This window comes from Vitreoscilla filiformis, assembly GCF_002222655.1.
GTDB lineage: Bacteria > Pseudomonadota > Gammaproteobacteria > Burkholderiales > Burkholderiaceae_C > Ideonella > Ideonella filiformis.
The window spans coordinates 2,577,532-2,596,700 of sequence record NZ_CP022423.1; the positions used below are offsets into that span (position 1 = coordinate 2,577,532).

General features: G+C 64.0%; 16 protein-coding genes, 3 tRNA genes and 1 pseudogene. 13 read left to right on the forward strand and 7 right to left on the reverse strand.

Annotation, left to right across the window (positions count from 1 at the left end; all coding sequences use genetic code 11):
* Positions 1 to 13 precede the first annotated feature (13 nt).
* The 3 genes from lpdA to VITFI_RS12115 all read left to right on the forward strand — a co-directional run bounded on the left by lpdA (position 14) and on the right by VITFI_RS12115 (position 4,606).
* Positions 14 to 1,882, forward strand: a complete 1,869-nt coding sequence (gene lpdA / locus VITFI_RS12105) for a dihydrolipoyl dehydrogenase (RefSeq protein ID WP_089417180.1) — start codon at positions 14 to 16, stop codon at positions 1,880 to 1,882.
* 124 nt (positions 1,883 to 2,006) lie between these two features.
* Entirely contained in the window at positions 2,007 to 3,269 is a 1,263-nt protein-coding gene (locus VITFI_RS12110) for an RsmB/NOP family class I SAM-dependent RNA methyltransferase (protein ID WP_089417181.1), read from the forward strand.
* A gap of 110 nt (positions 3,270 to 3,379) precedes the next feature.
* A complete protein-coding gene (locus VITFI_RS12115) occupies positions 3,380 to 4,606 on the forward strand; it encodes a DesA family fatty acid desaturase (protein WP_089417182.1) in 1,227 nt (408 codons plus the stop codon).
* Between the two features lie 56 nt (positions 4,607 to 4,662).
* Here VITFI_RS12115 and rpmG read toward each other — a convergent pair.
* The 3 genes and pseudogenes from rpmG to trxB all read right to left on the reverse strand — a co-directional run.
* Positions 4,663 to 4,809 (reverse strand): annotated as a pseudogene (rpmG, locus tag VITFI_RS12120) (50S ribosomal protein L33); the annotation flags it as partial.
* A gap of 67 nt (positions 4,810 to 4,876) precedes the next feature.
* Entirely contained in the window at positions 4,877 to 5,110 is a 234-nt protein-coding gene (gene rpmB / locus VITFI_RS12125) for a 50S ribosomal protein L28 (RefSeq protein WP_089417183.1), read from the reverse strand.
* A 200-nt stretch (positions 5,111 to 5,310) separates the two neighbouring features.
* A complete protein-coding gene (gene trxB / locus VITFI_RS12130) occupies positions 5,311 to 6,270 on the reverse strand; it encodes a thioredoxin-disulfide reductase (protein ID WP_089417184.1) in 960 nt (319 codons plus the stop codon).
* 144 nt (positions 6,271 to 6,414) lie between these two features.
* On the opposite strand from trxB, the gene VITFI_RS12135 reads away from it, so the two are divergent.
* The 10 genes from VITFI_RS12135 (at position 6,415) to VITFI_RS12180 (ending at position 16,605) form a co-directional block, all read left to right on the forward strand.
* On the forward strand, positions 6,415 to 8,826 hold the full coding sequence (locus tag VITFI_RS12135) for a DNA translocase FtsK (RefSeq protein ID WP_198301456.1): 2,412 nt from the start codon (positions 6,415 to 6,417) through the stop codon (positions 8,824 to 8,826).
* Positions 8,827 to 8,830: 4 nt separating this feature from the next.
* Positions 8,831 to 9,481 carry an outer membrane lipoprotein chaperone LolA gene (gene lolA, locus VITFI_RS12140; protein ID WP_089417185.1) on the forward strand — a complete coding sequence of 217 codons (651 nt, stop codon included), beginning with the start codon at positions 8,831 to 8,833 and terminating at the stop codon, positions 9,479 to 9,481.
* Positions 9,482 to 9,489: 8 nt separating this feature from the next.
* Entirely contained in the window at positions 9,490 to 10,794 is a 1,305-nt protein-coding gene (locus VITFI_RS12145; RefSeq protein ID WP_232476613.1) for a replication-associated recombination protein A, read from the forward strand.
* Positions 10,795 to 11,006: 212 nt separating this feature from the next.
* Positions 11,007 to 11,936 (forward strand): branched-chain amino acid ABC transporter permease, encoded by a 930-nt coding sequence (locus VITFI_RS12150; protein ID WP_089417187.1) that lies wholly within the window; start codon positions 11,007 to 11,009, stop codon positions 11,934 to 11,936.
* Between the two features lie 31 nt (positions 11,937 to 11,967).
* Positions 11,968 to 13,056, forward strand: a complete 1,089-nt coding sequence (locus tag VITFI_RS12155; protein WP_089417188.1) for a branched-chain amino acid ABC transporter permease — start codon at positions 11,968 to 11,970, stop codon at positions 13,054 to 13,056.
* Positions 13,057 to 13,088: 32 nt separating this feature from the next.
* Complete coding sequence (locus tag VITFI_RS12160) at positions 13,089 to 13,865, forward strand: ABC transporter ATP-binding protein (RefSeq protein ID WP_089417189.1); 777 nt, start codon at positions 13,089 to 13,091, stop codon at positions 13,863 to 13,865.
* A 27-nt stretch (positions 13,866 to 13,892) separates the two neighbouring features.
* Positions 13,893 to 14,609, forward strand: coding sequence for an ABC transporter ATP-binding protein (locus VITFI_RS12165; protein ID WP_198301457.1), 717 nt, complete (start codon positions 13,893 to 13,895; stop codon positions 14,607 to 14,609).
* A 50-nt stretch (positions 14,610 to 14,659) separates the two neighbouring features.
* Positions 14,660 to 15,442: an SDR family oxidoreductase gene (locus VITFI_RS12170; RefSeq protein ID WP_089417190.1), complete on the forward strand. Its 783-nt coding sequence runs from the start codon at positions 14,660 to 14,662 to the stop codon at positions 15,440 to 15,442.
* A gap of 14 nt (positions 15,443 to 15,456) precedes the next feature.
* Entirely contained in the window at positions 15,457 to 16,143 is a 687-nt protein-coding gene (locus VITFI_RS12175) for a YceH family protein (protein WP_089417191.1), read from the forward strand.
* A 30-nt stretch (positions 16,144 to 16,173) separates the two neighbouring features.
* Complete coding sequence (locus VITFI_RS12180) at positions 16,174 to 16,605, forward strand: PaaI family thioesterase (RefSeq protein WP_089417192.1); 432 nt, start codon at positions 16,174 to 16,176, stop codon at positions 16,603 to 16,605.
* Between the two features lie 47 nt (positions 16,606 to 16,652).
* Here VITFI_RS12180 and VITFI_RS12185 read toward each other — a convergent pair.
* The 4 genes from VITFI_RS12185 to VITFI_RS12200 all read right to left on the reverse strand — a co-directional run bounded on the left by VITFI_RS12185 (position 16,653) and on the right by VITFI_RS12200 (position 19,144).
* Positions 16,653 to 16,728: transfer RNA gene (locus tag VITFI_RS12185), tRNA-Asn, on the reverse strand.
* An 18-nt stretch (positions 16,729 to 16,746) separates the two neighbouring features.
* Positions 16,747 to 16,822 (reverse strand) — tRNA-Asn (locus tag VITFI_RS12190).
* 70 nt (positions 16,823 to 16,892) lie between these two features.
* Positions 16,893 to 16,968: transfer RNA gene (locus VITFI_RS12195), tRNA-Asn, on the reverse strand.
* Between the two features lie 37 nt (positions 16,969 to 17,005).
* Positions 17,006 to 19,144 (reverse strand): TonB-dependent siderophore receptor, encoded by a 2,139-nt coding sequence (locus tag VITFI_RS12200; RefSeq protein ID WP_198301458.1) that lies wholly within the window; start codon positions 19,142 to 19,144, stop codon positions 17,006 to 17,008.
* Positions 19,145 to 19,169 lie beyond the last annotated feature (25 nt).

Here is a 19,169-nt window from a genome sequence, read left to right on the forward strand (position 1 = left end):
GGGAGCACACAAGATGGCATTGATCGACGTGCAAGTGCCCGACATCGGCGACTTCAAAGATGTGGGCGTGATCGAAGTCCTGGTCAAGCCGGGCGACACGGTGCGGGTGGAACAAAGCCTGATCACCGTGGAATCCGACAAGGCTTCGATGGAGATTCCTTCCTCGGCTGCGGGCGTGGTGAAGGAGTTGAAGGTGGCCTTGGGTGACAAGGTGAGCCAGGGGTCGGTGATTTTGACGTTGGAAGCGGCGGCGGGGGTTTCACCCTCTCCCCAGCCCTCTCCCATCAAGGGAGAGGGAGCCACGCCGGCTTCCGCCTTCACCGCTGCGGCAATTTCACCCTCTCCCCTCGTGGGAGAGGGCCGGGGAGAGGGGGCGCCCGCCCCAGTGGCCGGCAGCTACACCGGCCCGGTGGACGTGGAATGCGAAGTCCTCGTTCTGGGCGGTGGCCCGGGCGGTTACTCGGCCGCGTTCCGTTCGGCGGATTTGGGCCTGAAAACGGTCATCGTCGAGCGTTACGCCACGCTGGGCGGCGTGTGCCTGAACGTGGGGTGCATTCCCTCGAAGGCGCTGCTGCACGTCGCGGCGGTGATGGACGAGGTGGCGCACCTGGGTGATCTGGGCGTGGAGTTTGGCGCCCCGAGCGTCAACATCGACAAGCTGCGCGCCCACAAGGAAAAGGTGATCGGCAAACTCACCGGCGGCCTGGGCGCCATGGCCAAGATGCGCAAGGTGCCGACCATGCGTGGCCTGGGCCAGTTCCTGGATGCTCACCACCTGCGCGTGGAAGAAACCAGCGGCACGGCGCAGGAAAAAACCGGCAGCGCCAAGGTGGTGAAGTTCCAATACGCCATCATCGCCGCCGGCTCGCAAGCCGTGCGCCTGCCGTTCTTCCCGCAGGACGAACGCATCGTGGACTCGACCGGCGCCCTGGCGCTCAAGGCCGTGCCGAAGAAGATGCTGATCGTTGGCGGCGGCATCATCGGTCTGGAAATGGGCACCGTTTACAGCACGCTGGGCGCCCGCCTGGACGTGGTGGAAATGATGGACGGCCTGATGCAAGGCGCGGACCGCGATCTGGTCAAGGTCTGGCAAAAGATGAACGCCAAGCGCTTCGACAACATCTTGTTGAAGACCAAGACGGTGGGCGCCGAGGCCACCCCGGAAGGCATCAAGGTGCAGTTCGAGGGGCTGGACGGTACGAAGTCCGAAGGCGTGTACGACCTGGTGCTGCAAGCCGTGGGCCGCACGCCCAATGGCAAGAAGCTCGGCGCCGAGGCGGCGGGCGTGGTGGTGGGCGAGCGCGGGTTCATCCCGGTGGATGTGCAGATGCGCACCAACGTGCCCAACATCTTTGCCATCGGCGACATCGTCGGCCAACCCATGCTGGCCCACAAGGCGGTGCATGAGGCGCATGTGGCGGCGGAAGTCATCGCCGGCACGTTGAAGGGCGACGCTTCGCTCGCCAAAGCGCAGTTCGACGCCCGCGTGATCCCGAGCGTGGCCTACACCGATCCGGAAGTGGCGTGGGTCGGTTTGACCGAAGACCAAGCCAAGGCGCAAGGCATCAAGGTGAAAAAGGGCTTGTTCCCCTGGACGGCTTCGGGCCGCGCCATCGCCAACGGCCGCGACGAGGGTTTCACCAAGCTGCTGTTCGATGATTCGCCCGAGGCGCATGGTCACGGTCGCATCCTGGGCGGTGGCATCGTCGGCACGCACGCGGGCGACATGATCGGGGAAATCGCCCTGGCCATCGAAATGGGCGCGGACGCAGTGGACATCGGCAAAACGATTCACCCGCACCCGACGCTGGGCGAAAGCATCGGCATGGCGGCGGAAGTGGCGCACGGTAGCTGCACGGATTTGCCGCCGCAGAAGAAGTAAGCCCTCTGCGAACGGTGTGCTTGCCGGTCTGTGCCAGCAAGCGCAGTACGAGGCCCGAACTGGCAACGGTTCGGGCTTTTTGTTCGTGGGTTGAAGCTGGCTCGAACACCGATAATCCCCCTCTATGCACCCGAATGCCCTCCTCGACCTGGCCACCGACCTGCTGCGCCAAGTGCTCAAGCTCGACGCCCCAGCGGACACCATCGTCTCCAACTTCTTCCGCAAACACCGCCAACTCGGCCAGCGTGAACGCCACAGCTTGGCCGAAACCGCCTACACCGTCCTGCGGCGGCGCTTGATGTACGCCAACCTGGCCCAAAGCGGCACCGGCGCCCTCGAACGCCGCCTCGCCATGCTCGCTTGGCAAGGCGCCGACACCTTCCTGCGCGGCGCCCTCGGCCCCAACGAACAACAGTGGCTCGCCGAAGTCCGCGCTATTTCCACGGACAGCCTGCCCGAAAAAGCCCGCCACAACCTGCCAGACTGGCTCGCCAGCGCCCTCAAACAAGAAGTGGGCGACGATTTCTGGCCGCTCGTGCAAGCCATGGACGCCGCCGCTCCGCTGGATTTGCGCGTCAACACCCTCAAAACCAAACGCGAAACCGCCCAAGCCACTTTGGCCGAAGCCGGCATCGACGCTCAACCCACCCCCTATTGCCCCTGGGGCCTGCGCATCCAGAGCAAACCCGCCCTGCAACGGCTGCCCTTGTTCATCCAAGGCGAAATCGAAGTGCAGGACGAAGGCAGCCAACTCCTGGCCGCCCTGCTCAACCCCAAACGCGGCGAAATGGTGGTGGACTTTTGCGCCGGCGCCGGCGGCAAAACCCTCGCCCTCGGCGCCCTGATGCGCAACACCGGGCGGCTGTATGCGTTTGACGTGTCCGGCCACCGCCTGGAAGGTTTGAAGCCGCGCCTGGCACGCAGTGGGTTGTCCAACGTCTACCCGGCCCAAATCGCCCACGAGCGTGACGAGCGCATCAAACGCCTCGCCGGCAAGATCGACCGCGTGCTGGTCGATGCCCCCTGCTCCGGCCTGGGCACCCTGCGCCGCAATCCCGATCTCAAATGGCGCCAATCTCCCAAGGCGCTGGAAGAACTGGGCGTCAAACAAGCCGCCATTTTGGCCAGCGCGGCGCGTTTGGTGAAACCGGGCGGGCGCTTGGTGTACGCCACATCCAGCCTGTTAACACGCGAGAACGAAACCATCGCCGATGCCTTCACCCAAGCGCATCCAGACTTCGTGCCCGCCAACGCCGCCGAGCTGCTCACGCAAGCCCACGTCGAACGCGCCGACGAGCTGGTGACGGGCAACGGCCACCTGCGTTTGTGGCCGCACCGCCACGTCACCGATGGCTTCTTTGCGGCGGTGTGGGAGCGAAAGTCCTGAGTTTTCGCCGGCCATCGGCTGCCTAAAATTCCCACTTTTCCGGCCCGGGTTCGCTTGACGACCCGGGCCGTTGTCTTGATAGATACGGGTTTGTGGCAAAGGAGTGGCACATGACGACGTGGGACAGCAGCGTGCAAACGCTGGCGCACTGGGCACAGGCCGGGCTGCTGGAAGCAGCGTGGTGGCAAATCGTGCTCATCACTTTGGTGTTGACGCACCTCACCATCGCAGCGGTGACGATTTTTCTGCACCGCTGCCAAGCGCACCGGGCGCTGGAGCTGGGGCCCGTGCCCTCGCACTTTTTCCGCTTTTGGTTGTGGCTGACCACGGGCATGGTGACGCGGGAGTGGGTGGCCATCCACCGCAAACACCACGCCAAGTGCGAAACCGAGGACGACCCGCACAGCCCCATCACCCGGGGCATCCGCACCGTGCTGCTGCAAGGCGCTGAGCTGTACCGTGCCGAGGCCCAGGTGCCCGCCACGGTGCAAAAGTACGGCCACAACACCCCGAACGATTGGCTGGAGCGTCACCTCTACAGCCGCCACAACGTGCTGGGCGTGGCGCTGATGATGGTCATCGACCTGGCGCTGTTCGGCGCGCTGGGCTTGACGGTCTGGGCGGTGCAGATGATCTGGATTCCGCTGTGGGCCGCAGGCGTCATCAACGGCGCGGGCCACTATTGGGGCTACCGCAATTTTGAAGCGCCGGATGCGTCCACCAACGTCAGCCCCTGGGGGGTGTTGATCGGCGGTGAGGAGCTGCACAACAACCACCACACTTACCCAACATCGGCCAAGTTCTCGGTCAAACCCTTTGAGTTTGACATCGGCTGGGGTTACATCCGTGCCCTGGAGTGCATCGGTTGGGCCAAGGTGCGCAAGGTGGCGCCGCACATGGAACTCGGCCCAGCGCGTGAGGTGGCCGACGCTCAAACTTTGAACGCTGTGATTGCCCACCGCTACGAGGTCATGGCCCACTACGCCAAACAACTGCGCCGCGCTTGTGCGGATGAAGTGGCGCGCTTAAAAGCCCAAGGCCACGGCGCCCAGCCGGGAGCGTGGTCGGAGATGCGCTTGGCGCAACGCTGGCTGCACCGCGATGCGGACATGATCCCCGCCAGCGTGCGCCAACAGTTGCAACAGGTGCTGGCGCACACGCCGACGCTGGAGCAACTCGTCACCATGCGCGAGGAGCTGCGCCAGTTGTGGACACGCACCAACGTTTCCGCCGAGCAACTCGTCGCCGATTTGCAAGACTGGTGCCGCCGTGCCGAGGCCAGCGGCATCGTGGCGTTGCGTGAGTTTTCCGTGCAGTTGCGTTCCGTTCGGGCATGAAAAAAGCCCGCCGATGGGCGGGCTTTTTTTCGCAAGGTGCGAGGAAGTCGGCTGAATTACTTCAGCTTGATTTCCTTGTACAGCACATGCTTGCGTGCCTTCGGGTCGAACTTCATGAATTCCAGCTTTTGGGGCGTGGTCTTCTTGTTCTTTGCCGTGGTGTAGAAGTGGCCGGTGCCTGCGGTGGACTCCGCTTGATCTTTTCGCGACCGCCTTTGCTTGCCATGGTATGTTCTCCTGAGTCAGTTCAATGGCTCGTGATCCGTCGGATCAGAGCTCGCCCTTGGCACGCAGATCGGCCACGACTTGGTCGATGCCGACCTTGTCGATCAGACGCAGCGCAGCGCAGCTGATGCGCAGACGCACCCAGCGGCTTTCGCTCTCGACCCAGAAACGGCGATATTGCAGGTTGGGCAGAAAACGACGCTTGGTCTTGTTGTTGGCGTGGGAAACGTTGTTACCCACCATCGGGCCCTTGCCCGTGACTTGACAGACGCGTGCCATGACGCTTCTCCAATTTTGTCCAGATGTTCAGGAGCTGGTGCCTAGAGCAGGGGCAGCATGAGCGCGATGCTGGGTCATCGAGCCGCAGCACGCCGGTGTCACGCTTACGCTTGGTTGGGCACCCATGAAGCGAAAGCAGCACAGCAGCGCGTGGACACTACCGGGCCGTCTTTCGGCAAAGACGACGATTATAGGCGATTTCAGTGCGCCTGTTGCTCCAAGAAGCGTTGTGCATCCAACGCGGCCATGCAACCCGTCCCCGCCGAGGTGATGGCCTGGCGATAAATGTGATCTTGCACGTCGCCGGCAGCGAACACGCCGGGCACGCTGGTCTGGGTGGCGAAGCCGTTTTGGCCGCCTTGGGTGACGAGGTAACCGTCCTTCATGGCCAACTGGCCTTCGAAGATACCGGTGTTCGGTTGGTGGCCAATGGCGATAAAACAGCCCGTCAGCGCCAGCTCACGGGTGGCGCCGTCGTTCACGTTCTTGAGGCGCACGCCGGTGACGCCGCTGGTGTCACCCAGCACCTCGTCCAGCGTCTGGTGCAGGTGCAGCTCGATTTTGCCGGCGGCGACTTTCTCCATCAGCTTGTCGATCATGATGGCTTCGGCACGGAACTTGTCGCGGCGGTGAATCAGATGCACCTTGGCGGCGATGTTGGAGAGGTACAGCGCTTCTTCCACCGCCGTGTTGCCCCCACCGACCACGCACACCTCGGCGCCACGGTAGAAGAAACCGTCGCAGGTGGCGCAGGCGCTCACGCCCCGGCCCATGAACGCTTCTTCAGACGGCAAACCCAGGTACTTGGCCGAAGCACCGGTGGCCAGGATCAGGCTGTCGCAGGTGTAGGTGCCGCTGTCGCCGGTGAGGGTGAAGGGGCGCTGGCTCAGATCGACGGCGTTGATGTGGTCAAACACCATCTGGGTGTTGAAGCGCTCGGCGTGCTGCTGAAAGCGCTGCATCAGCTCGGGGCCTTGCACGCCCATCACGTCGGCGGGCCAGTTGTCCACCTCGGTGGTGGTCATCAGTTGGCCGCCTTGGGCCATGCCGGTGATGAGCAAGGGCTTCAAGTTGGCGCGGGCTGCGTAGATGGCTGCGGTGTAACCGGCCGGGCCGGAACCGAGGATCAAAACCTGGGCGTGGACGGGTGAAGTGCTCATCGGAAACTGGGGGCTAGGAGGGGCGCCAAAACCGGCGCCGGTAAGATCACGGCATTCTACGGAAGGCGCCTTCTCGGTGCTGAAGACCCCCTTTAGCCCGCCGAGCGCCCCGCTTTTTCAGAAACCACAGGAGCTGTCATCACGATGATGGGGCGCGTCAACCCGACCAGCCGAACCCCGGCCATTGAGCCTTTGCCGCTGGGGCTACCGCCCTGGCAGTTGCTGGTGCGGCGCTTGCGCCTGGTGGTTCACGCCTTGGCTTGGCTGGGTTTGGCCTTGGCCTTGGTGAGCCGCAGCGCCACCGATCCGGCGTTTTCCACCACGGGGGACGATTTACCGATCCACAACTGGCTCAGCCTGCCCGGCGCTTGGCTGGCAGACTTGAGTTTGGTGCTGTTTGGCTTCAGCGTCTGGTGGCTGGTGTTGACGGGCTGGTATGCCGTTTTCATGCAACTGGCCCGCGAGCTGCGCGACCGCTACGACCCGGCCCCACGCCCCTCGTCCGGCTGGGGCGGTTGGCGCTGCTGGAGCGGTTTGATGTTGCTGATGAGCGCCAGCTCGGCACTGGAGTGGACACGGGTGTATGCCCTCGAAACCCGCTTGCCCGGCCACGCCGGGGGGGTGTTGGGCTACTACCTCGGGCCGTGGTCGATGAAGACGCTGGGCTTTGAACTGTCCGGGTTGATGTGGGTGGTGATGCTGGTGATGGCCCTGCCTTGGGTGTTCCGTTTCTCGTGGGGCACGGTGGCAGAAACGCTGGGCGCGTGGGTCGATGGCCTGCGCGAGCGCCGCGCCGAGCAGTTGGAACGCGATGAGGACACCCGCCTGGGTGAACTCGCTCAAGCCGAACGCGAACGCTACGCCGAAGGCACGCCCCCACGCAGCGAAGCGCCGCCCGTGCGCATCATCACACCCGCCGAAGCGGACGCCGCTCCGCCCTCCCTGCCTGTGCCCGACGAAGCCGATTGGGAAGAACCCCCACCCTGGGACACCCCAACGGCGGCATCCGCGACCGCCACCGCACCGGCACCGGCACCGCGTGCGCCCTCACCGCCGCCCCGGCCACGCACGCGGCGCAGCTTGCCGGGCCTCGACCTGCTCGACCCCGCCCCGCAGCGCAGCGAAACCATCACTCCCGAATCGCTGGAGCTGACCAGCCGCTTGATCGAAAAGAAACTCAAGGATTTCGGCGTGCAAGTGCGCGTCGTGGCCACGCAGCCGGGGCCGGTGATCACGCGCTACGAAATCGAACCGGCCACCGGGGTGAAAGGCTCCCAGGTGGTGAATCTGGCCAAGGATTTGGCGCGCTCGCTCTCCTTGGTGTCGATCCGCGTGGTGGAAACCATCCCCGGCAAAAACCTCATGGCCTTGGAGTTACCCAACCCCAAACGCCACACCATTCGCCTGTCCGAGTTGCTGGGGGCGGCCAGCTACAAAGAAGCACCCTCCCCGCTCACCGTGGCGCTGGGCAAGGACATCGTCGGCCAGCCCGTTTGTGCCGATTTGGCGCGCATGCCGCACTGCTTGGTGGCGGGCACGACGGGTTCGGGCAAGTCTGTGGGCATCAACGGCATGATTTTGAGCTTGCTCTACAAGGCCGATCCGAAGCAGGTGCGCCTCATCCTCATCGATCCGAAGATGCTGGAAATGAGCGTCTACGAAGGCATCGGCCACCTGCTGTGCCCCGTGGTGACGGACATGAAACAAGCCGCCAACGCCCTGACTTGGTGTGTGGCAGAAATGGAGCGGCGCTACAAACTCATGAGCAAGCTGGGCGTGCGCGGTTTGGAGGGCTACAACCGCAAGATCGCCGAAGCCGCCGAACGCGAAGAATTCGTGCCCAACCCGCTCAGCCTGACGCCGGACGCGCCCGAACCGCTCGATCACCTGCCCTGCATCGTCATCGTCATCGACGAATTGGCAGACTTGATGATGGTGGTGGGCAAGAAAATCGAAGAACTCATCGCCCGCTTGGCACAAAAGGCGCGGGCGGCGGGCATCCACCTGATTTTGGCGACGCAGCGCCCCAGCGTGGACGTGATCACCGGTCTCATCAAAGCCAACATCCCGACGCGCTTGAGCTACCAGGTCAGCAGCAAAATCGACAGCCGCACCATCCTCGACCAAATGGGCGCCGAAGCCCTGCTCGGCATGGGCGACATGCTTTACCTGCCCGCTGGCAGTGGCGTGCCCATGCGTTTGCACGGTGCCTTCGTCAGCGATGACGAGGTGCATCGCGTGGTGACGGCCCTCAAAGCCCAAGGCGAACCGGACTACATCGAAGGCATCCTAGAAGGCGGCGTGCTGGAGGGTGAATCGTCCGGTGGCGGGGGCGGTGCCAGCGCCGATCCGGAAGCCGATCCGCTGTACGACCAAGCCGTGGCCCTGGTGCTGCAACACCGGCGTGTGTCGGTGTCTTCGGTGCAGCGGCATTTGCGCATCGGCTACAACCGGGCGGCGCGGCTGGTGGAACAGATGGAAAAGGCCGGGCTGGTGTCGCCCATGGGCCACAACGGCAACCGCGAATTGTTGGTGCCGCAACGCGAAGAAGGATGAAACGATGAACAAGGTGCAACGCCTCTCCCGCCGATCCAGCTTGGCGGGCGGCTTGCTGGCCCTCGTCGGACTGCTGACGGGGCCAGGGGCGGTGTGGGCGGCGGATTCGGTCGAGTTGCTGCGCGCCTTTGTGCGCGATGTCAAAGCGGGCCGGGCGGATTTCACCCAAACCGTCAGCGCCCCCGATGGGAAGCGGCAGAAAGTGTCCAACGGCCAGTTCGAGTTTTTGCGGCCGAACCGTTTTCGCTTTGTGTACGTCAAGCCCGAGCCGCAAACCATCGTCAGTGATGGCGTGAAGGTCTGGTTCCACGACCCCGACTTGAACCAGGTGACGGTGCGCAAACTCGGTGATGCGCTGGGCAGCACGCCGGCCAGTTTGTTGGCATCGTCGTCGATGGACAAGGATTTCGAGCTGAAAGCCGAGCCCGATCAAAACGGCTTGGCCTGGGTGCGCGCCACCCCGCGCCAGCGCGACAACACCATCCAGTGGCTCAAAGTGGGCTTTCAAGGCAGCACGCTGGCGGCGGTGGAAATTGCCGACAGTTTCGGCCAGCGTTCCATGCTGCGCCTGAGCCGCTTTCAAGCCGAAGCCAGTTTGCCGCCGGAGACTTTCCGCTTCGTGCCCCCCGCTGGTGCGGACGTGGCCGAGCAGTGAACCCGGACTTGTTCGCCCCCGCCGGCCCACCCCCTCCTTTGGCGGAGCGGCTGCGCCCGTTGACGTTGGACGAGGTCATCGGCCAAGCGCATCTGCTGGGGCCAGGGCGGCCACTGCGCCGAGCGTTTGAACGCGGGCGCTTGCACTCGATGATTTTGTGGGGGCCGCCCGGCGTGGGCAAAACCACGCTGGCGCGGTTGTTGGCGGGGGCGGTCAAGCTGCGGTTCATCGTCTTATCGGCGGTGCTGGCGGGGGTGAAGGACATCCGCGAGGCCGTCGAACAGGCGCACATCGCCCGTCAAGCGGGGCAAGGCACGCTGGTGTTTGTGGACGAGGTGCATCGTTTCAACAAAGCCCAGCAGGATGCGTTTTTGCCGCACGTCGAATCCGGCCTGTTCGTGTTCATCGGCGCGACGACGGAAAACCCGTCGTTCGAGGTGAATTCGGCGCTGCTGTCCCGCGCTACCGTGCATGTGTTGCATGCGCTGGACGCCACCGATTTGCGCCAATTGCTCACCCGGGCGCAAAGCGTGCTGGACGCGCCGCCTTTGAGCGACGCTGCCGCCTCGCGCCTCATCGCCTGGGCCGATGGCGACGCACGCCGCTTGCTCAACGCCTACGACAACCTCGTCGCCCAAGCCGAAGGCGCCTCCGAACTGGACGAGGCGCTGTTGGAGCGTTCCCTTGGGGAACAACTGCGCCGCTACGACAAGGGCGGCGATCAGTTTTACGACACGATTTCCGCCCTGCACAAATCCGTGCGCGGCTCCGACCCGGATGCAGCCCTGTATTGGTTCGCCCGCATGATCGATGGCGGGGCCGATCCGCGTTACCTGGCGCGGCGCCTCATCCGCATGGCCAACGAGGACGTGGGCAACGCCGACCCCCGCGCCCTGCGTCTGGCCCTGGACGCCGCCGAAACCTACGAGCGCCTGGGCAGCCCCGAAGGCGAGCTGGCGTTGGCGCAGGCCGTGGTGTATCTGGCGGTGGCGCCCAAGTCGAATGCGGTGTATGTGGCCTGGAAAGCCGCGCAGGCCCTGGTGAAAACCCAAGGCTCGCAACCCGTGCCCGCGCACCTGCGCAACGCGCCGACTTCGCTGATGAAACACCTGGGCCACGGGGCGGGCTACCGCTACGCCCATGACGAGCCGGGCGGTTTTTCGGCTGGGCAATCGTACTGGCCGGACGGAATGCCGTCTCACCCCCTCTACCAACCCGTCGCACGGGGGCTGGAGCTGAAGATTGGGGAAAAATTGAATCAGTTGCGCTCGCTCAACGAAGCGGCGAATAACCCTCTGCCCGACCGGGCCTGATTGGCGAATTCATCGCCAAGAAACGGAAAACACCGAGTCAATACCCTGGGGGTGCTTCCTAAAATCGGCCGCGCTTGGGCGCCGTTGTGCGCCGCCGGGTGGCTGCTGGGTGGAAGGCGGGCTTCCGGGTGGCGGGATTCTTGCAATCTGCGCCGGGCATGAGGCCGGGGCGTTCTCGCCCCGTCACGACCCAACCCTGGAGAAAGCCTTCAATGGACATTTTTGTGCAACAGATCATCAATGGTCTGGTGCTCGGGAGCATGTATGCGCTCGTGGCACTGGGCTACACGATGGTGTACGGCATCATCAGCTTGATCAACTTCGCCCACGGTGAAGTGCTGATGGTGGGGGCGATGGTGAGTTGGACGGTCATCACCTTCCTGCAAGACAGTGGTCTGCCCGGTTGGGCCTTGCTGCTGCTGTCGCTGGTGGCCGCCATCATCGTGTGTTCGATTTTGAACTTCACGATTGAAAAGATCGCTTACCGACCGTTGCGCAATGCGCCACGCTTGGCCCCGCTGATCACCGCCATGGGCATGAGCCTGCTGCTGCAAACGCTGGCGATGATCATCTGGAAGCCCAATCCCAAGCCCTTTCCCTCGGTGATCCCGATGGAGGTGTTCTTCCTGTGGGAAGACGGCCCCGTCATCACGCTGACCCAAATCCTCATCCTCGTGACCACCGTCACGGTGCTCGGTCTGCTGCTGTGGTTGGTGAACCGCACCAAGCTGGGCCGCGCCATGCGTGCCACCGCTGAAAACCCGCGTGTGGCCAGTTTGATGGGCGTGCGCCCGGATCACATCATCAGCGCCACGTTCGTGATCGGTGCCACGCTGGCCGCGCTGGCCGGCATCATGTGGGCCGCCAACTACGGCACGGTGCAGCACTCGATGGGGTTCTTGCCGGGCCTGAAAGCCTTCACGGCGGCGGTGTTCGGGGGCATCGGCAACCTCACGGGCGCGATGGTCGGCGGGGTGCTGCTGGGCCTGATCGAAGCCCTGGGCGGCGGTTACCTGGGTGAACTGACGGGCGGTGTCTTCGGCAGCCACTACGTTGAGATCTTCGCCTTCTTGGTGCTGATCCTGGTGCTGACGCTGCGCCCCTCGGGCCTGATGGGCGAACGTGTCGCCGACCGCGCTTGATGAGCGCGCCCTGCACGGAGAAACACGCATCATGAAATCTCAGAAGATTGTCATCTTCCTGCTGGCGGCTTTTGCGCTGCTGGCACTGCCCCTGCTGGCCGGCTCGTTCGGCCAGGGCTGGGTGCGCATCATGGCCTTGGCGCTGCTGTATGTGCTGCTGGCGCTGGGGTTGAACATCGTGGTCGGTTACGCCGGCTTGCTGGACTTGGGCTACGTGGCGTTCTACGCCGTGGGCGCCTACATGTTCGCCTTGCTGGCCTCGCCGCACCTCACCGACAACTTCGAGTGGATCAAAGCCATGTTCCCCGAAGGTTTGCACATGCCGATTTGGCTGGTGATCCCAATGGCGGCGTTGATCGCTGGGGTCGCCGGCATGGTCTTGGGTGCGCCCACGCTCAAGCTGCGCGGGGACTATCTGGCCATCGTGACCCTCGGTTTTGGCGAAATCATCCGGGTGTTCATGAACAACCTGGAACATCCCATCAACCTGACCAACGGCCCGCGTGGCATCAGCCAAATCGATCCGATGCGCCTGTTCGGTGTGGATTTCAGCCAACCACTGCACCTGGGTGGCCTGGAAATTCCCGGCGTGACGCTGTACTACTACCTGTTCCTCGCCCTGGTGGTGTTCGCGGTGGTGCTGTGCCACCGCTTGGCAGACTCGCGCATTGGCCGCGCTTGGATGGCCATTCGTGAAGACGAAATCGCCGCCAAAGCCATGGGCCTGAACACCCGCAACCTCAAGCTGATGGCCTTCGGCATGGGCGCGACGTTCGGTGGCGTGTCCGGTGCGATGTTCGCGGCCTTCCAAGGCTTCGTGTCGCCGGAATCGTTCACGCTGATGGAGTCGGTGATGATCGTGGCGATGGTGGTGCTGGGCGGTTTGGGCCACATCCCGGGCGTGATTCTGGGAGCGTTGCTGCTGGCGGCCCTGCCCGAAGTGCTGCGCTACGTCGCCGGCCCGCTGCAACAACTCACCGATGGCCGGTTGGATGCCGCCATCCTGCGCCAGTTGCTGATCGCGCTGGCCATGATCGTCATCATGCTGCTGCGCCCGCGTGGTCTGTGGCCCTCGCCTGAGCATGGCAAGGCCGCCCCGCACGCTGTCAAGCTGCCCTGATCGACCCTGAGATACGGAAGGAAACCCATTCCATGAGCCAACCCGTCCTCAACGTCCAGGGCGTCTCCAAGCGATTCGGCGGCTTGCAAGCCCTGTCCGGCGTGAACATGACCATCCTGCCCGGCCAGGTCTACGGCCTGATCGGCCCGAACGGCGCCGGTAAAACGACGTTCTTCAACGTCATCACCGGCCTGTACACGCCCGATGGTGGCACCTTCGAACTCGGCGGCGCGCCCTACAAACCAACCACGGTTCACGAAGTGGCCAAAGCCGGCATTGCCCGTACTTTCCAGAACATCCGGCTGTTTGCGGAGATGACGGCGCTGGAAAACGTCATGGTTGGCCGGCACGTTCGCACGAACTCGGGGCTGCTGGGCGCGATGTTCCGCACCGCCGGTTTCAAGGCCGAGGAAGCCGCCATCCGCCGCCGAGCGCAGGAGCTGCTCGACTACGTCGGCATCGGTAACTTCGCCCACTACAAGGCGCGCACCTTGAGTTATGGCGACCAGCGTCGTTTGGAAATCGCCCGCGCCCTGGCCACCGACCCGAAGCTGATCGCCTTGGACGAACCCGCCGCCGGCATGAACGCCACCGAAAAAGTGGTGCTGCGCGAGCTGATCGACCGCATCCGCAAGGACGGACGCACCATCCTCATCATCGAACACGACGTGAAGCTGGTGATGGGCCTGTGTGACCGCGTCACGGTGCTGGACTACGGCAAACAAATTGCCGAAGGCACCGCCGCCGAGGTGCAGCGCAACGAAAAGGTGATCGAAGCCTATCTGGGCGCCGGTCATCAACCGCACTGAGCGCGCCGCAAGAACGAGGATCAGCACATGACACAAGCAACTTTGCTCAAAATCAGCGGCCTGAAGGTGGCATACGGTGGCATTCAGGCCGTCAAAGGCGCCAGTTTCGAGGTGCGCGAGGGCGAATTGGTGAGTTTGATCGGCGCCAACGGGGCCGGCAAGACCACCACCCTGAAAGCTGTGACCGGCCTGCAACCGGTGATGGCGGGGGACATCGAGTACCTCGGCAAGTCCATCAAAGGCCAAGGCGCGTGGGACTTGGCGCGCCAAGGGCTGGTGATGGTGCCCGAAGGCCGGGGCACCTTCACGCGCATGACCATCGTCGAAAACCTCCAGATGGGCGCCTACACCCGCAACGATGGCGAGATCGACGCCGACATCGAGAAGGTGTTCACCACCTTCCCGCGCCTGAAAGAGCGTGCGCAGCAACTGGCCGGCACCATGTCCGGTGGTGAACAGCAAATGCTGGCAATGGGCCGGGCCTTGATGGCACGCCCCAAAGTGCTGCTGTTGGATGAGCCGTCCATGGGCCTGTCGCCCATCATGGTGGACAAAATTTTCGAGGTGATCGAAACCATCCACGGCCAAGGCACGACCATTTTGCTGGTGGAACAAAACGCCAGCCGGGCGCTGGCGCTGGCCAATCGCGGCTATGTGATGGAGTCGGGGGAAGTCACCATGTCCGGCTCGGGGCGCGATCTGCTCGAAGACCCACAGGTGCGCGCAGCCTACCTGGGCCACTGACGTGCGGCATCTGGCATGCTTGGCGTTTTCCAAGCAACCAGATGCCAAGCATGAGTTACAACATTGACCTTTCGGGCCGCGTGGCCCTGGTGACGGGCGCTGCCAGCGGCTTGGGCGAGCAGTTTTCCCGCACTCTGGCCAAAGCCGGCGCCGCCGTGGTGCTGGCGGGCCGCCAACTGGAAGCCCTCAAAACGTTGCGCGCCGAAATCGAAGGCTTCGGTGGTGATGCCCACGTCGTGGCGCTGGACGTGAACGATGTGGACAGCATCCGCGCCGCCGTCGCCCATGCGGAAACGGAAATGGGCGCGCTGGACATTCTCATGAACAGCGCCAGCCTCAGCACCACGCAAAAACTCACCGATGTGACCCCGGACGATTACGACGAGGTCATGAGCGCCAACACCCGGGGCGCCTTCTTCGTCGCACAGGAAGTGGCCAAGCGCATGATCGCCCGCGCCAAGGGCGCCGCACCGGGCACGTTCACGGGCGGGCGCATCGTCAACGTGGCCTCGGTCGTCGGGCTGCGGGCGGTGAGCCAGTTGGGCGTGTACGCCATGAGCAAGGCCGCCGTGATCCAAATGACACGCGCCCAAGCGCTGGAATGGGGCAAGCACGGCATCAACGTCAACGCCATTTGCCCAGGTTACATCGACACCGAACTCAACCACCACCACTGGCAAACCGAACACGGCCAGCGCCTGTTGAGCAGCCTGCCACGCAAGCGTGTCGGCGAGCCCAAGGATCTGGATTCGGTGCTGATGATGCTGTGCGCCAATGAAAGCCACTTCATCAACGGCGCCATCATCCAGGCGGACGATGGTTTCTCGGTCTGAGTGGAGATCTCCGCATGAGTGACCCGCATTTGGTGCTAACCCTACTCGAAGCCCGCGTGCTGGGCGTACTGGTAGAAAAGCAGCACACCGTACCGGACACCTACCCGTTGTCCCTGAACGCTCTGGTGGCGGGCTGCAACCAGAAGACGGCCCGCTCGCCCGTGATGGATGCCAGCGAGGACGACGTGCTGGTGGCACTGGACGGCCTCAAAAGCCACCACCTGGTGCAAACCGTGAGCGGCACCCGCGTGGTGCGCTTTGAGCACAACATGGGGCGGGGGTTGGGGGTGCCAAGCCAATCCGTGGCGCTGCTGACCACGCTGATGCTGCGTGGCCCGCAAACCGTGGCCGAGCTGCGCTTGAACAGCGAGCGCTTGCACCGTTTTGCCGACATGTCGTCCGTCGAAGCCTTTCTCGAAGAACTGACGGAAAAATCTCCCACTCGCGTGGTGAAACTGCCGCGTGCGCCAGGCGAACGCGAAGCACGGTGGACGCATCTGCTGTGTGGCGAACCGACCCTGCCAGCACCTTCGGCGGCGGGTACACACGGGGATGCAGCCAGTGTGAGCGCTGGCGAACTGGCCGCATTGCGAGCGGAAGTGGCCCGGCTCGGTCAGGAGGTGGCCACGCTGCGCGCTTCGCTGGCCGAAGTACGCCGCGAGCTGGGGCTGCCTGAAAGCACTTCTCTCACGCCGGCGTGACGTTTTTTTGTTTTGACACAGGCGCCCACCATGAACACACCGTCTTCGTTGTACGACCGCATTGCCCAAAACTTCGCTGCCCAGGGCCTCATGGCCACGTTGGGGGCCACCCTGGAAGCCGTTGAGGTCGGGGAGGTTCAGATCGCTTTGCCGTACTCACCCAAGGTGTCCCAGCAACAGGGGTTTGTGCATGCGGGGGCCATCACCAGCATCGTGGACAGCGCTTGCGGCTACGCGGCCCTGACCCAATTGCCGCCCGACAAGGACGTGGTCAGCGCTGAATTCAAGATCAACTTGCTGCGCCCCGCCATTGGTGAGCGGTTTGTGGCGGTTGGCCGCGTCCAAAATGCGGGCAGGACGCTGATCGTCTGCACCGGTGAAGTGCGCGCCTACACCGCCCACAGCGACGCTTACAAGGTGGTGGCGTTGATGCAGGCGACGATGGTGGGTGTGGCCCGCTGAAGCAGCCACAAAAAAGCCCGAGGGCTTGCGCACTCGGGCTTTGTTTTTGGCTCCCCGACCTGGGCTCGAACCAGGGACCTACGGATTAACAGTCCGGCGCTCTACCGACTGAGCTATCGGGGAACAAACTTGCTGAATTTTTGGCTCCCCGACCTGGGCTCGAACCAGGGACCTACGGATTAACAGTCCGGCGCTCTACCGACTGAGCTATCGGGGAACAGCTTGCAAGCTGCTGTTGAATGCTGAAACTGAAACGAACCAGCACTCAACTCGGTGTGAGTTTCACTTGGCTCCCCGACCTGGGCTCGAACCAGGGACCTACGGATTAACAGTCCGGCGCTCTACCGACTGAGCTATCGGGGAAGTGAAGCCTCAGATTATAGACAGCTTTTTGGCGTCTTTACAAGCCCATCTGCACACTGATGCGAAAAGTGCGCGGCGCCAGTGGGTACAAATAGGTGTGCTCGTACTGGTAGGGGCTCTCTTTCCAGGCGCGGCGATCCGCTGCGTTGTCCACGCCGGCCCGCAATGTCAGGTCGTGGCCGGACGTGCGCAGGGTGTAGCGTGTGGCCAGGCCGAGCGTTGTCCAACTGGGCAAGCGCAGGCTGTTGTCCGGCAACACCATACGGGAACCTTCGTGGGACACCAACGCCTGCACCGCCCAGCCCGAAGCCCATTGATACCCCAACTGCGCCCGCAACGCCCGCTCTGCCACGTTCTCTGGCACCAACCCGTTGAGGGATGCCGTGGCCGACCCTTGGCGCCGCGCCCGCAACCACATCGCACTGCCTTGCAAGCTCCAAGCGCCCCAACGCACCTCCCCTGTTCCTTCCAAACCCAGGTGATGGGCTTCCCCATCCACCACCCGTTGGCAGGTGCCCGCACCCGCACAAGTGCCTGCGTCGGCGGTCTTGGGTTGGTGGATGTCGAACACACCCAGGCTCCAGCCGCCTGTGGTGCCGTCAAACTTCAGGCCCAGTTCGGTTTGACGGCTCTTGAGCGCCGCCAGCGGCTGCCCCGCGTTGGCGTATGCTGGCTGATTCGGCACCACGCTGGTTTCCACGCCCTGACCCCAGCTCGCATAGGCCACCCACTGCGGGGCCAGCGCATAACTCACCGCCACCCAGGGCGTGGTGACGGCCTGCCGGTACGCCACGGCCTCGCTGCCGTCCGTGTTGACGCTGGCGCGATCCAGCCAGGTGTGGCGCACGCCCAGCCAAAGTTGGGTGTTGGCCGTCAGCGATACCACGTCGCGCAGATGCACTTCGGTGCTGCGCTCGGTGCGATCGACGTTGGCATAACTCGGTGTCGGGGCAGGATCGACCTGAATCGAACCGTCCACCGACCCCACGCCCGCCCATTCGTACCCTTGCGGCCCCAGACGGGCACGGTAGTCGCTCCACAACACACCGGTGCTGAGTTGATGCCGCAGGCCCGCCCATACCGCTTCACCTTCCAGCGTCCAAGCGGCGGCGGTGGTGGTGCGGCGCTCGCCCAGGCTGCGGAAATCGTACAGATCGACGTGGCCGTCGCTGCAATAGCTGGCGTAGTTGTTTTCGTTGGAGCAGCCCAAGGGGAAGGCCGCCTGGTCGTCCGTGCGCAGGTGCTGACCCATGAGCTGCGCCACCGAGCGCCACGACTCACCCAGCTCGTGCGTCCAACGCAAACTGGCCACCTGCCCATCGAACACCACGGGCTGCGACCAACGCTGGTTGTTCAGGCTCACCCGAGGATCGACGTCTTGCGCCGAAGGCAAACGCCCGCCCAGCAAACTGAACCCCGGCACGCTGGGTTGCACTTGCCGGGACACCTCCAGCTCCGCTTCCAGCCAATCCACCGCAGTCAAACGCGTCTGCCCGGCCAGGGCGATTTGGTGGCGATGGCCTTGCGCATCACGCACTTCGGGGCGCAGGCGCTCGCTCAGCAGGTTGAAACGCACAGCGCTTTGCGTAGCCTCATCCAGCGGTTGGTTCCAATCCAGGGCCAGCGAGGCGGTGCCGTTTTCCGACCACCCCGCCGTGAGGGTGCGCTGCGCCGTCATCCGAGGGCGCTTCACCACCAAATTCACCAGCCCGCCCGGCGCACTCACGCCAGCTTGGATGCCGCTGGTGCCTTTGAGCAGCTCGACGCGCTCGACGTTGTTGAACAACAAGGCGGTTTCGGCGTTGATCGGCATCCCGTCGCGCCGATAGTTGGCACGCGGATCGAGCAAGAAGCCGCGCACCCGGAACGAGCCCCAGTAACCTGGTGCGTTGTAAGCGTCACCGACGCTGGCATCGAGCGCGGACAGACCGGCCACGCTGTCCACGCCCAAATCCGCCAGTTGAGCCGATGTCACGACGGTGGCTTGCAGCGGTGTGCGGGCCAGCGGCACGTCACCAAACCCCGCCACACCGACGGGCCGGGCCAGCGGGCGGCCTTGCACTTCCACTTCAGCAACGGGTGGCACGCCCTCCTGAGCGCCAACCGGCCCGGCCAACGTTCCCACCGCACAGACGAACGCCACGGGCGTCCAACGCATGGCGGGGGCGGGTCTCATCCTTGTCTCACAGTTCACTGGCATT

What these genes read in the sequence shown, in the direction of transcription:
- lpdA (WP_089417180.1), top strand. Translation starts at nt 14, where the DNA reads ATGGCATTGATCGACGTGCAAGTGCCCGACATCGGCGACTTCAAAGAT.
- VITFI_RS12110 (WP_089417181.1), top strand. Translation starts at nt 2,007, where the DNA reads ATGCACCCGAATGCCCTCCTCGACCTGGCCACCGACCTGCTGCGCCAA.
- VITFI_RS12115 (WP_089417182.1), top strand. Translation starts at nt 3,380, where the DNA reads ATGACGACGTGGGACAGCAGCGTGCAAACGCTGGCGCACTGGGCACAG.
- rpmB (WP_089417183.1), bottom strand. Translation starts at nt 5,110, where the DNA reads ATGGCACGCGTCTGTCAAGTCACGGGCAAGGGCCCGATGGTGGGTAAC.
- trxB (WP_089417184.1), bottom strand. Translation starts at nt 6,270, where the DNA reads ATGAGCACTTCACCCGTCCACGCCCAGGTTTTGATCCTCGGTTCCGGC.
- VITFI_RS12135 (WP_198301456.1), top strand. Translation starts at nt 6,415, where the DNA reads ATGATGGGGCGCGTCAACCCGACCAGCCGAACCCCGGCCATTGAGCCT.
- lolA (WP_089417185.1), top strand. Translation starts at nt 8,831, where the DNA reads ATGAACAAGGTGCAACGCCTCTCCCGCCGATCCAGCTTGGCGGGCGGC.
- VITFI_RS12150 (WP_089417187.1), top strand. Translation starts at nt 11,007, where the DNA reads ATGGACATTTTTGTGCAACAGATCATCAATGGTCTGGTGCTCGGGAGC.
- VITFI_RS12155 (WP_089417188.1), top strand. Translation starts at nt 11,968, where the DNA reads ATGAAATCTCAGAAGATTGTCATCTTCCTGCTGGCGGCTTTTGCGCTG.
- VITFI_RS12160 (WP_089417189.1), top strand. Translation starts at nt 13,089, where the DNA reads ATGAGCCAACCCGTCCTCAACGTCCAGGGCGTCTCCAAGCGATTCGGC.
- VITFI_RS12165 (WP_198301457.1), top strand. Translation starts at nt 13,893, where the DNA reads ATGACACAAGCAACTTTGCTCAAAATCAGCGGCCTGAAGGTGGCATAC.
- VITFI_RS12170 (WP_089417190.1), top strand. Translation starts at nt 14,660, where the DNA reads ATGAGTTACAACATTGACCTTTCGGGCCGCGTGGCCCTGGTGACGGGC.
- VITFI_RS12175 (WP_089417191.1), top strand. Translation starts at nt 15,457, where the DNA reads ATGAGTGACCCGCATTTGGTGCTAACCCTACTCGAAGCCCGCGTGCTG.
- VITFI_RS12180 (WP_089417192.1), top strand. Translation starts at nt 16,174, where the DNA reads ATGAACACACCGTCTTCGTTGTACGACCGCATTGCCCAAAACTTCGCT.
- VITFI_RS12200 (WP_198301458.1), bottom strand. Translation starts at nt 19,144, where the DNA reads ATGAGACCCGCCCCCGCCATGCGTTGGACGCCCGTGGCGTTCGTCTGT.